The organism is Nannocystis pusilla (genome assembly GCF_020073745.1).
GTDB lineage: Bacteria > Myxococcota_A > Polyangia > Nannocystales > Nannocystaceae > Nannocystis > Nannocystis radixulma.
In genome coordinates this window covers 218,991-231,027 of the sequence record NZ_JAIRAU010000015.1, presented here as the reverse complement: position 1 = coordinate 231,027, position 12,037 = coordinate 218,991, and the positions used below count along the sequence as shown (strand labels likewise).

9 protein-coding genes are annotated in these 12,037 nt (G+C 69.7%); 1 reads left to right on the top strand and 8 read right to left on the bottom strand.

The window, feature by feature from the left end; genetic code table 11:
* Nucleotides 1–13: 13 nt before the first annotated feature.
* Nucleotides 14–1,309 (top strand): argininosuccinate lyase, encoded by a 1,296-nt coding sequence (argH, locus tag K7C98_RS14255; protein ID WP_224192190.1) that lies wholly within the window; start codon nucleotides 14–16, stop codon nucleotides 1,307–1,309.
* A 149-nt stretch (nucleotides 1,310–1,458) separates the two neighbouring features.
* On the opposite strand, the gene K7C98_RS14250 is transcribed toward argH, so the two are convergent.
* From K7C98_RS14250 to K7C98_RS14215, 8 genes are all read right to left on the bottom strand, one after another.
* Nucleotides 1,459–2,574 (bottom strand): three-Cys-motif partner protein TcmP, encoded by a 1,116-nt coding sequence (locus K7C98_RS14250; protein WP_224192189.1) that lies wholly within the window; start codon nucleotides 2,572–2,574, stop codon nucleotides 1,459–1,461.
* Between the two features lie 26 nt (nucleotides 2,575–2,600).
* A complete protein-coding gene (locus K7C98_RS14245; protein WP_224192188.1) occupies nucleotides 2,601–3,386 on the bottom strand; it encodes a DUF5131 family protein in 786 nt (261 codons plus the stop codon).
* Nucleotides 3,387–4,023: 637 nt separating this feature from the next.
* Nucleotides 4,024–5,217, bottom strand: a complete 1,194-nt coding sequence (locus tag K7C98_RS14240; RefSeq protein WP_224192187.1) for an acyl-CoA dehydrogenase family protein — start codon at nucleotides 5,215–5,217, stop codon at nucleotides 4,024–4,026.
* Between the two features lie 45 nt (nucleotides 5,218–5,262).
* Nucleotides 5,263–6,414: an acyl-CoA dehydrogenase family protein gene (locus K7C98_RS14235; RefSeq protein WP_224192186.1), complete on the bottom strand. Its 1,152-nt coding sequence runs from the start codon at nucleotides 6,412–6,414 to the stop codon at nucleotides 5,263–5,265.
* A gap of 12 nt (nucleotides 6,415–6,426) precedes the next feature.
* On the bottom strand, nucleotides 6,427–7,503 hold the full coding sequence (locus K7C98_RS14230; protein ID WP_224192185.1) for a 3-oxoacyl-ACP synthase III family protein: 1,077 nt from the start codon (nucleotides 7,501–7,503) through the stop codon (nucleotides 6,427–6,429).
* On the bottom strand, nucleotides 7,500–8,570 hold the full coding sequence (locus K7C98_RS14225) for an NAD-dependent epimerase/dehydratase family protein (protein WP_224192184.1): 1,071 nt from the start codon (nucleotides 8,568–8,570) through the stop codon (nucleotides 7,500–7,502). The genes K7C98_RS14230 and K7C98_RS14225 overlap by 4 nt, the downstream gene beginning before the upstream one ends.
* 110 nt (nucleotides 8,571–8,680) lie before the next feature.
* The gene (locus tag K7C98_RS14220; protein WP_224192183.1) at nucleotides 8,681–10,111 is read right to left on the bottom strand and encodes a LuxR C-terminal-related transcriptional regulator; all 1,431 of its coding nucleotides are present in this window, start codon (nucleotides 10,109–10,111) and stop codon (nucleotides 8,681–8,683) included.
* 239 nt (nucleotides 10,112–10,350) lie between these two features.
* Nucleotides 10,351–11,583, bottom strand: coding sequence for an aspartate aminotransferase family protein (locus K7C98_RS14215; RefSeq protein ID WP_224192182.1), 1,233 nt, complete (start codon nucleotides 11,581–11,583; stop codon nucleotides 10,351–10,353).
* Nucleotides 11,584–12,037 lie beyond the last annotated feature (454 nt).

Here is a 12,037-nt window from a genome sequence, read left to right as displayed (position 1 = left end):
TCAAGGAGCCCGCATGACCACCCGACCGCTGTGGGACAAAGGCCACGCCGCGCTCGACGCCGCCGCCCAGGAGTTCTGCGCCGGCGACGACGTCGTCCTCGACCGCCAGCTCATCGGCCACGACATCCGCGCCTCGACCGCCCACGTGCGCGGCCTGCAGCGGATCGGCGTCCTCACCGGCGCCGAGGCCGACGCGCTCGTCGCCGGCCTCGCCGACCTCGACGGCCTCGTGCGCGCCGGCACCTTCGTGCTCGACGAGCGCTTCGAGGACTGTCACTCCGCCATCGAGTGGTACCTCGGCGAGCGGCTCGGCGACGTCGGCCGCAAGGTCCACACCGGGCGCAGCCGCAACGACCAGATCCTCGTGGCGGTCCGCCTCTACCTGCAATCGTCGCTGGCCACATTGCGCGACCGCTGCCTCGATTGCGCCGACGCCTGCCTGCAGCGCGCCGAATCGACGCAGGACGTCGCCCTGCCCGGCTACACGCATTTGCAGCGGGCCGTCCCCTCCTCGCTCGCCGCCCTGCTGGCCGGCCACGCCGAGGCCTTCCTCGACGACGCCGAGACCGCCCGCGCGACCGCCCGCACCCTCGACAGCAGCCCGCTCGGGACCGCCGCCGGCTACGGCGTCAACCTCCCGCTCGACCGCGACGGCGTCGCCCGCGAGCTCGGCTTCTCGCGCGTCCAGGTCTCGCCGATCTACGCCCAGAACAGCCGCGGCAAGCTCGAGCTGCTGGCGGTCCAATCATTACACCAGGCATTGCTCGACGTCCGGCGCCTGGCCTGGGACCTCTCGCTGTTCTCGACCGCCGAGTTCGCGTTCGTGCGCCTGCCCGACGCCTACACCACCGGCTCGTCGATCATGCCCAACAAGCGCAACCCCGACGTCGTCGAGCTGCTGCGCGCCGTCCCCTCGGTCACCGAGGGCGCCATGTCCGAGCTGTCGTCGCTGCTGTCGCTGCCGAGCGGCTACCACCGCGACCTCCAGGCCACCAAGGCCCCGGTCCTGCGCGCCTTCACCCGCGGCCTCGCCGGCCTCGCCCTCGTCCCCGCGCTCGTCCACACCCTCGAGCTCGACGTCGCCCGCATGCGCGCCGCCATCGACCCCGAGCTGTACGCCACCGACCGCGCCGTCGAGCTCGCCCGCGCCGGCGTCCCGTTCCGCGACGCCTACCGCCAGGCCGCCGCCGAGATGCATGACCTGAAGGACAGGTCACCCGAGGCCAGCCTGCGCGCCCGCGTCAGCCTCGGCGGCCCCGGCAACCTCGGCCTCGACCGCCTGCGCGCCCGCCTCGACGCCCTGCGCTGAATCGCCGCGCACACCCCGGCAACCTCGGCCCCGACCGCCAGCGCGTCCGCCTGGACACGCTGCGCTGAGCGGCGCGGCGCGTGCAGCCAGCTTCAAGGAAAACTGTATCCGTCCGACGTAGTGCGTCGTGACCGGCCTCCGCCGAGGCTCTACAAGGCCTCGCGGGGAAAACTCACAGTAACGTGCTCAGCCATCGTCCCCGCCCTGCGCTTTGCAGGTTCACATCTCACCCTCCCGGTCCGCTCCAATTGAAGCAGAACATCCTTGTAATTTCTGCGCAAGTAGGGACGATCTACGCTATGATCATTGTAGATCTGTTCGACCGTTACGGACTTACCCGCGAAATGCAGGAGCAGCATATCACTGAGATCGTCGAGGGGGCGATTGAGCTCGAACAACAGTTCTTGGCGTTGGCTCGCTGCCGGGAAGTACGAAAACGACGGGACGCCTTGCTCCACCAAAGAACTCGCCTTAGCCATGATTTCCTTCATCACATCATAGCCCTTAAAATGCTTTGTAACCAGAATAAGATGGTGAGTCGTGCGCTTTCCTGATTCATTCTTGAAACAGAAAGGCAGCACATATCGGTGTCCCGAGCGTTTCAGCGACTGCGTCAAAGCCTCGACGATTGTAGCCTCTCGCTCATGTGGTTTCATGCCACTGAGCTCTCGCTCAAGCTCAGTTGCCTTGACTTCGCCAAAGAGCGCCTGCATATGTTGACGCACAAGCGGATTCGAAAGTCCCGCATTAATGCGATTGTAGTTGAAAAAGAAGATACAATCGCACCCCCAGTCTTTGAGGAACGCATCCACAAGTTTCAGCGTAAGCCCCTTATAGCCCCAGGGATCCACAAAGGCGAGAATCGGGATGGTACGCATCTCGGCGAACTGCTTTGCGATCTTGTCGCCGACCTCTTCATTCCAAAGAAGCGGAGGGAAGCGAAGCGTTTGAATCCCATCAAGAGCATCTATCTGCTGGCGCAGGGTACTAACATTTTCGGAATCTCGGTCATTGAACACCGTAACCATGCGATCAGCGTATTTCTTGACCGCCAGGTCCAAGACCTGAAGCGCCGTCGACACTGCTCCGTCTTTGTATCGACCTGGACCCGCAAAAAGATCCACATACCCTAACTTCTGCACCGCGCCGCTATATTGTCTCTGCGCTCCAGAAATAATACCTGCCCACGCATCGAAATACTTTCGGACGATCTCGGCTTTCACCTGGGACTGTTCACGCTGTTCGTCAAAAAACTTCTCGGACATGTACAACTCCTTCGGCCTCACCCAACTCAACTAAGCACGGCCAAATATGGTAATACACGAGCAGGCCTCTCCGGATCGAGGCCGCTGCGACCGGGCGGAAATTCATCGTAGGTCTTGCCTTGAAGGCAACGACCTCTACGGCTCTTATGTACTCCGCCCCATTGTTTGAAGAAGAAAGGAATTCGAGCCGTTCGACATTGTTCAAGGATAGAAAGAACCCACTCCTCCCTCATCGGACGAGCTCCTGGCCCGCTCTCGCCCCCTACGATGACCCAATCAATGCCACTGAGATCGAGTAGACCCAAGTCCTCAAGCAACGGCTCTATCGACAGGAATCGCAGAAATCCCGGCGTCTCGCGAAGCGACGCGATCCTCGGCACTCCATATTTTCGATCTTCGACACTAACCCCAAGCCAAACGTAGGGCTGCTGCACGAGCGAACGCGGCATCTCACTGCAGACAGAACGCATGCGCTCCCCTCGTTTTGTGAGAATTTGATACGTGTGCTGAGGAGCTCGACTCATAACCTCGAACACGCGCCGGATGTAGGAAGCTGGAACTCCCTGCTGAAACAGGTCGCTCATTGAATTCACGAACACACGCCTAGGCTTTCGCCAACGAAGAGGCTCGTCAAGTTTCTCTGGCACCAGTCTCAGATCAAACCCCTGACCATATGGATGATCAGGAAGACCACGCCAACGCTCGGCAAATGTAGCTGCATAACAATGCTTGCAGCCAGGACTAACCTTCACACAACCCCGAACGGGGTTCCATGTTGCGTCCGTCCACTCGATTGTTGATCCGTCACTCACGAGCTTCTTACCCCTGCCGCCCGGCGCGAAAGTCGCCCTCCGATAGGATTTTCCGTAGCGGATGAACTGCCCCCTAGGCTTCCTCCATCCTCGAGGATGTGTCAAGGTGAGCTCCTAGCCGTCTCTCAGCGGCCCTGGCACTATTGCCTCGCATGCGGTCGCTAGAGCGAGAACTCGCGCGGCGCGTCCGTGCCGACCTAGTGAGATGCTGACTCCGACGACTCTGCCGGCCGCGACGGCACTGCGCTGCTCGAAATGGAGCGCTGCGCCCGCCGATCCCGCGCAGAGCCAGCTCAACGCCGTCTTGACGGAGCGCCGGCGGTGCGCGCGGCGACGAGTTTCCCTGAGGCGACGACCGGCCAGCGCGCGTTGAAGCCGACAGGCGCTCAGTGACCGATACGCCTCGCCTATCCCCGGAGGGCAGCTTCTCAGCCCGCAATCACCTGGGCCAGCACCACGAGCGCTCCTCGACCTCCGCCCCGTGACGGTCTGCGGCGGCTCAAAGCGAACTCCCGCGTCCCGTGGGCACCAGCAAGAGCCCGCCGTCGAGTGTCGCCCGGGCGATCTCCGCCGCCCGGCCGGCCCGAGCTCCGCTCCGAGCAGCAGGCCCTGGTCCGCCGGCCCGTCCGCGGACCGACTACTCGCCGTCGAGGCGGAGCCCGGCGGGGCCGAGCCAGTCGAACGGTTCGTAGGCCCAGGGGTCGGCGCCGACCATCGCGCAGCCGAGCAGCTCGCGCAGCCGGTCCGTCGGCAGCCCGGCGGGGATGTTGGCGAGGCTGTCGCGGTGCAGGCGTTCGATCGGTCGTTCGCGGCTGTAGCCCCAGCCGCCGAACGTGCGCATCGCCAGGTCGGTGACGCGGACGGCCATCTCCGTCGCGTAGATCTTGGCCATGAACACCAGGTCGCGCGCGACCCGGCCCTCGCCCTTGATCCACGAGACCTCGAGCGCGAGCAGGCGGGCGGCCTCGATCTCGACGTGCATGTCGGCGAGGCGGGAGTGCACCAGCTCGAGGTGCGCGATCGGTCGGCCGAAAGCGAGGCGGCTCGAGACGTGGTCGCGGCACGCCGCGAGCGCAGCGGACGCGAGGCCGATGGCGCACCAGGTCTGGAGCAGCTGGCCCCACTCGACGACATGGAGCGTCTTCTCGACGCTCGCGTCGACGATCACGTCGTCGGGAGGGACCTCCACGTCGTCGAAGCGCAGCGCGCCCCAGGACATGCCGTGGAGCCCGAGCTTCGGCAGCTCCCGCCGCTCCACGCCGCGCGTGCTCAGGTCGACGACGACGTAGCAGAGCGCGGCGCCGGAGGGGTCTCCGCGACGGGCGAGCACGACGGCCACATCGGCGGTGCCGGCGTTGCTGATCCGCGACTTCTCGCCGCGCAGGCGCAGGCCGCCCTTCGTGTCGAACAGCGTCGTCCGGTACGAGCCCGGGTCACTGCCCGCCGCGTCCTCCGTCGCGGCGAAGCTCCCCGTCACGAGGCCCGCGACGATCGGCTTCAGCCACCGCTCGTGCTGCACGAGCCCGCACAGCTCGCTCAGCATCTTCCCGCACAGGAGCGTGGAGATCGACACCGACCAGAACGTGCTCGCACAGGCGCGGGCGAGGCTCTCCATCGCCAGTCCCTGCGTGACGCCGTCGACGCCGGATCCGCCCCACTGCGGCGCGTGGAACAGCGCGAGGTAGCCGGCCTCCGCCAGCTCGGTCCACGACTCCTTCGGGACGACGCCTGTGCGGTCGACCTCGCCGGCGCGTGGCGCGATGCGCTCGCCGCAGAGGCGGTCGAAGCGGCGCTTGAATTCGCGTTGCGGGTCGGGGAGCGCGAAGTGCATGGCGTCGATTCTCCGGGAGTCGGTGGCGATGGCGACCGCGCGGCGCTACCCGAGATCGAGGAGCGAACCGGCGATGACGGCGCGCAGGACGTCGGGGCCGTCGACGAGGAGTCCGGCAGCGTCGGCGTCGCGCGCGAGCCGTCCGGCGAGCGCGTGGCTCTCGAGCGCCTGAGCGCCGTGGAGGTGCACCGCCCCACGGGCGACGAACCCGACGCTCTCCGCGAGGAAGAGCGCACAGGTGGCGACGTCGCGCCCGGCGTGCTCCCCCTCCGCGTCGAGCTGCCACGCCGCGCGCGCCAGCATCCGCCGGCTCAGCTCGAGACGGATCCGCATGTCGGCGAGCACCGCGCGGGCGGTCTGCGAGTGTGACAGCGGCCTGCCGTGGACGAGCCGCTCGCGGGCGTGCACGACGCAGCGGTCGACGAGGACGCGCATGAAGCCGAGCCACGGAGCGAACTGGAACACCCGCAGCCGGCGCTGGACGAGGCGGCCCACGCCGGTCAGGCCCTCTCCCTCGGCGCCGAGGAGCTCGTCGTCCGAGAGCTCGCAGCCGTCGAGCACGAGCTCGGAGATGGCCGCGGTGCGCAGGCCGGTGGTGACGATGCGCCGTCCGACCGTGAGGCCCGGCGTGTCGCGGTGCACCAGGAAGGCCGAGACGCCGCGCTTGCCGGGCACGGGGTCCGTCACCGCGGTGACGACGAACAGCTGCGCGACGGGGCCGTTGACGACCCACGACTTCGTGCCGTGCAGGACCCATCGGCCCGGCGACGTGCGGGCCGCGGTCGTGCGCACGCCGATCGGCTCGGCCGCGGGGAGCTGCTCCTCGTGCGCCAGGGCGCCGACGGCGTCGCCGCGCACGAGCGCCTGCAAGTACCGCCTGCGCTGCTCTCCGGTGCCGAGCGTAGCGACAGGGACGGCGCAGCCGACGGTGTGTGCGACCCACGCGAGCGCGAGGCCGGGGTCGCCGGAGCCTTCGGCGAAGCCCCGCATGAGTCCGGCGAGCGCGAGAGAGGACAGCTCGCCGCCGCCGCACGCGCCCGGCAGCGTCGCGCCGAGGAGCCCCGCTGCGCCCATGCGACGGAACAGCTCCGGCTCCCAGCGCCGCTCGCGGTCACGCGCCGCGACGGAGGGCGCGACCTCCTTCTCCGCGAACAGACGCGCCTGCTCGCCGCACCGGTCGTCGTCCACGAATTCCACCGCGTCGCTGCCCTACAGCCGGATGACGTGGGCGGCGTACTGCGCCCCGGCGCCGAGCGCCGCCATCAGGATCGGCTCGCCGCTGCCGAGCTTCACGTGACCGTCGCGCAGATCCTCGGCGAGCAGCACGAGGGTGCCGGCGCTGACCATGTTCCCGTAGCGCTCCATGTGCATCGGCACCTTCTCGGCCGGGATGCCGACCTCGGCGATGAACTTCTCGAGGACCCGCTTGTTCGCCTGGTGCAGGTAGAAGCGCCCGATGTCGCCGAGACCGAGCTCGGAGCGCGCGAGGGCGCCGTCGGTGGCCTTCTTCAGGTAGGGGGCGAAGCACGACGCGACGAGTTGCCCGTCCACGTAGAACGCGGTGTCGGTGACGAGGGAGCGCCCCGGAGGGTACATGCCGCCGCCGCCACGGCGGATGACGAGGTCGAGGTGCTCGTTGGCCGCATAGGAGCCGAGGATGCCCGACGGCCCCGACCCCGACTCGCCCCGCAGGATGATGGCGCCGGCGCCGTCGCCGAAGAGGTACCAGGACAGGAACGAGCCGAGCTCCTTGCCGTTGTGCGGCAGCCTGCCCGCGTAGACCTCGCGGTCGAGGTGGGCCGCGAACGCGTTCGCGCCGATCACCGCGATCGTCCGGCGCTGCCCGCCGAGGATCAGCTCGCGGGCCGTCGCCAGGTGGAACATCGCGCCGCCGCAGCCATCGTCGTGCATGACCGCGAACGCCTCGGGGCGCAGCCCGAGCCGCTTGTGGAGGATCATGGCGTCGTGGCTGAAGCTGACCTGGTCCGGCGTACAGGTCGTCATGAGGATCCCGTCGAGGTCGCACGGCTGCAGGCCCGCCTGCGCGAGCGCGTCCCGCAGCGCCCGCTCGGCCATCTGCGCGCTCGGCCCCGGGTCGGCCACGACCTCGGGGACGATCGCGCGGCCCGTCGCCTCGTCGAACTCCCAGACGTGGCGACGCTCGCGGATGCCGGTCTTCTCCTCGATCCGCTCGGGCGTCCACCCGGGGATGGCCTTCACCAGCCGCTCGTTGGTGACGACGATGGGCGGCACGTAGCCGCCGACGCCTGCGATTCTGACGATCATGTGTGCCCCTCCCGGACGCTCGGAGCCGTCGCGCCCGGCGGCTTCCCGGCGAGCGAGCCCCGCGCCGCCACGGCCGGCTTCTCCATCGCCGCGACGATCGCCGCCTCGTAGTCGCCGTTCGGCGTCCACCCGAGCTCCTCCTTCGCGCGGGCGCAGTCGGTGTCGTAGTCGTAGCCCGCGAGCACGATGGCGATCCGGGTCGTGATCGGCTCGCCGGGCCGGCGCAGGAGCTTCCAGACGCCCTCGAGCACTCCGACCGCCGCCGTCACGAGCGCCGTCGGAAGGTAGAGCTTCGGCGCCGGCCGCCTGGCGTACTTCGCCAGCAGGCGGAAGAACTCGCCGAGCCTGATGGGCTCGCCCGCCACGTTGTACGCGCGCCCGACGGAGACGTCGTTCTCGAGCGCGCGCATGATCACGTCGACGCAGTCCTCGATACAGACGAGCGGGAAGCGCAGGTCCGGGCTCCCCGGCAGGGCGGTGACCGGCAGGTGCAACAGGTCGACGAGGCGAGGGATGGCGTTGCGGTCGCGGGCGCCGATGACGATGACGGGCCGGATGCTCGTCGCCTCGATCTTGTTCGCCGCGTGCGCCTGCCAGAGCAGCTGCTCGGACATCACTTTCTCGCGCACGTAGTGGTTCCAGCCCTGGGGCGTGAGATCGAACGGCGCATCCTCGTTCACCGGTCCACGGTGCTGGCGGAAGCCGTAGACGGCGATCGAGCTGAGGTGGACGAAGCGGCGCGCGCCGTGGCGGTGGGCGGCCTCGATGAGGCGCTCGGTGCCGAGGACGCCCGTCTCGTAGAAGTGCTCCCACTCGCCGAAGCTGCCGACGGCGGCGGCGGTGTGGACGACGACGTCGACGCCCTCGCAGGCCCGGTTCATGCCGTCGACGTCGTTCAGCTCCGCGTGGACGTACTCGATGTCGAGGCCGGCGAGCTGCGAGACGTCGCTCGTCCTGCGCACCATCGCCCGCACCCGGGCGCCGCGCCCGAGGAGCGCCGCGCACACGTGCCCGCCGATGAAGCCGCTCGCGCCGGTCACCAGGACCCTCTTTCCGCTCAGATTCACGTTCGTGCTCCTTCGCCGGGACGCGCCCGGTGGTCCACGGATGCCCGGACCGACCCACGGCCGCCATCTGCCGATCGGCAGGGGCAGCACGACGATCGTCGTACGAGGGCTCAGCGCCCGGCGGACAGCGCTTCGAGGGCTCGCGCGAGCCGCTCGACCGCGTCGACCTTCTCGCCGAAGGTGGCCGCGAAGCCCGAGGGACGGAACGGCGGAGAGTTCGCGCGCAGCACTCGCAGGTGGGCCTGCCCGCGGCCCGCGTCGCCCAGCCACCACGCGCTCGCGGCCGCGAGGGCGTACGCGAAGCTGTAGCGCGGGTTCGACAGCAGCGCGCGCTCGGCCGCCTCGAGCGATTGCTCGTACTCGCCGCGCATGAAGTGCAGCGTCGACAGCATCGCCACGAACGTACACGGCCCGAGGCGGACGGCGTGCTCCATGCGGACCAGTGATTCGTCGCTGCGACCCGCGGCCTGCAGGGACTGCGAGAGGGTGGCATGCGCCAGGGCGAAGCTCGGGTTGCGCCCCACGGCCGCCTCGAGCGGGGCGATCGCCCGCTCCCACTCGCCGCGCGACTGCAGGTAGCGCCCGAGGAGGAAGTGCCCCTCGCCCCCGTACGGCGCGTGCTCGATGCAGCGATCGGCGGACGCCCGCAGCAGCTCGAGCGCCGCCGCCTTCGAACCCCATTGATTGAGCACGGCGTCGTAACAGGCGAGCCCGACGCCGAAGTGGGCGAGGACGAGGTGAGGCTCGCGGGCGAGCGCCTCGCGGAAGCACCGGAGGGCGGCCGCGTTCGCGTCCGCCTCCCGCAGCGCCCGCAACGCCATGCCCTCATGCGCGAGCTCCCAGGCCGCGAACTCCACCGGAGGGCGCGACCGGGGCGCGAGGACGGCCTGGACGCGCGCGACGAGCACCGGGTACGCCGCCGCGACCGCGGCCTCACATACCGCGTCCTGGGCGTCGAACAGCGCCTCCGCCGGGTAGTCGCGCCGGTCCGTCCAGATCCGGTGACCGGTCTCGACGTCGTCGATGTGCAGCGACAGCCGCCACGTCCCGCCGGCGATCCGCAGGCCGCCGTCGACGAGGAAGCGCGCCCCGAGCTGCTGCCCCACCTCGCACGTCGTCTTCCCGAGGCCGCGCGCGCAGGCGGACGAGCTCGTGGAGATGACGGGGAACCAACACCAACGGGAGAACAGCGACGCGAGGTCCTCGGTGAGCGCGGCCGCGACCGCGCGCGTGCGCGGCTCCTCGTCGAGCGCGAGGATCGACAGCACCGCGATCGCGGGCCGCTTCATCACGACCGCGACCTGCGTCGGACTCGCCTCCCAGGCGACGAAGGCGGCGGCGGCCTCGGTGCGATTGGCCACGTCGAGCTGCGCGAGGACGGCCGTCACGTGCGAGCGCACCGTGCCGGGCGTGATGCCCATCGCCGTCGCGATCTCGTCGTTCGTCAGGCCCTTCGCAAGCAACTGGACGAGCTCGCGCCGGCGAGGCGAGAGCTCGTCGAAGGGCGTGGCGCTCGAGGCGGGCAAACGGCTCTTTTTCACGGGAGCAGAGCGAGCATACCGAAAGCGAAGTCGCGTTCGACCCCAGCGGATCCATCGCGCTGGGGTCCGCACACGCGGTGCCGCCTGCATCTCCAAGTCGCGCGTCCGGGACGAACACGCGCGGCCGCGCGAGCGAGGCCGAGAGCCGGGGCGCGTCGTGGCGATCGCAATCGCCGTTCTCGGCCCCCGAGGTCGCACAGGTGCTGCGCCGCGCACCTGTCCTCAAGGACACACGAACTTCAGCCCGCGAGCACCTTCGCCAGCACCGCGAGCGCCTCGTCGACCTCCGCCGCCGTCACGATCAGCGGCGGCACGAAGCGGACCACCCGCGGCCCCGCCGGCACCAGCAGGAGCCCGGCGTCGAGCGCCGCGCGGGCGATCTCGGCGGCCGTGCGCGACTCGGCCGGCCCGAGCTCCGCCCCCAGCAGCAGGCCCCAGCCGCGCACCTCCGCGATCTTCCCCGGCGACGCCTTCGCCAGCGCCAGCAGCCCCGCGCGCAGCTGTTCGCCGCGCTGGCGGGCGTTGTCGACCAGCCTGTCCTTCTCGATCGTCGTCAGCACCGCCAGCGCCGCTGCGCAGGCCAGCGGGTTGCCGCCGAACGTGCTCGCGTGGTCGCCGGGCTGGAACACGTCGCAGCTGCGCTTGCACAGCATCGCCCCGATCGGCAGCCCGCCCGCCAGGCCCTTCGCCAGCGTGATCACGTCGGGCGCGATCTCGAGGTGCTGGTGGCCCCACCACTTGCCGCTGCGACCGACGCCGACCTGCACCTCGTCGAGCATCAGCAGGATCCCGCGGGCGTCGCACAGCTCGCGGATCTTGCGGAACACCGCCGGATCGCCGGGCCGAATGCCGCCCTCGCCCTGGAGCGGCTCGAGCAGCACCGCCGCCACCTGCTTGCGCTCGCGGTCGAGCTCGCCGATCGCCTCGGCCAGCGCCGCCGCGTCGTTGTACGGCACGTGCACGAAGCCCGGCACCAGCGGGTCGAAGTTCTGCTGGTACTTCGCCTGCCCCGTCGCCGTCACGGTCGCCAGCGTGCGCCCGTGGAAGCTCGCCTGCGCCGCGATCACCACCGGCCGCTCGATGCCCAGGCGCGTGCGCCCGTACTTGCGCGCCAGCTTGATCGCCGCCTCGTTGGCCTCCGCCCCCGAGTTGCAGAAGAACGCGCGCTCACCCGCCCCCAACGACGCCAGCAGCGCCGCCAGCATGCCCTGCTCCGGGATGTAGTACAGGTTCGACACGTGGTGCAGCTTGCCGATCTGGCGCGTCACCGCCTCGACCAGGTCCTTGTGGGCATGTCCCAACGTACAGGTCGCGATCCCGGCGGCGAAGTCGAGGTAGCGGCGGCCGTTCGTGTCCCACACGCGGCAGCCCTCGCCGCGCTCGAGCGCGATCGGGAAGCGGGCGTAGGTCGACATCACGTGGGCGTCGAACGCCTGCGCGTCGTGGGGTGCGGGGGGCGGCGGAGCGGTCATGGCGCCGTGGACATTCCACATCGCGCCCGCGCTGTCGAGTAGCCGTCAGCACGGCTCGGCGGCCAGGAACCGCGGCGCGGCCCGCCCTCGACCTCACCGTGACGCAGCGCGCGTTCGGTGAGAAGATCCGGGGCGCGTCGTCCTGCCCGGCGCGCCCCGCTCGCAAACGTCGTCGCTCGCGAGCGGCGCACCAGCGTCGCTCTGCTCGCCCGGCCGCGCGGGGCGAGAGATCCGGCAGCGCGACGAGCAGTCGGTCGATGTCTCGGCGACGCACTCGCGAACGGTCGGGTTCGCTGTCTCGCCACAGTGCGCCGAGCAGCCCTCGATGTCCTCGCTCGGGTTCGCGGCCTCGCAGCCCGGGCCGACCACCCGCGGCGGGAATTGCCGCAGCAGCGCTGATGGCCGCGGTCCTTCGCACCCGCAGCCGCCGGCTCGCTCGCCCCTCGACCTCGTC

Coding starts and splice junctions, on each gene's coding strand:
- K7C98_RS14240 (WP_224192187.1), bottom strand. CDS start 5,217: ATGCACTTCGCGCTCCCCGACCCGCAACGCGAATTCAAGCGCCGCTTC.
- K7C98_RS14215 (WP_224192182.1), bottom strand. CDS start 11,583: ATGACCGCTCCGCCGCCCCCCGCACCCCACGACGCGCAGGCGTTCGAC.
- argH (WP_224192190.1), top strand. CDS start 14: ATGACCACCCGACCGCTGTGGGACAAAGGCCACGCCGCGCTCGACGCC.
- K7C98_RS14250 (WP_224192189.1), bottom strand. CDS start 2,574: ATGTCCGAGAAGTTTTTTGACGAACAGCGTGAACAGTCCCAGGTGAAA.
- K7C98_RS14230 (WP_224192185.1), bottom strand. CDS start 7,503: ATGATCGTCAGAATCGCAGGCGTCGGCGGCTACGTGCCGCCCATCGTC.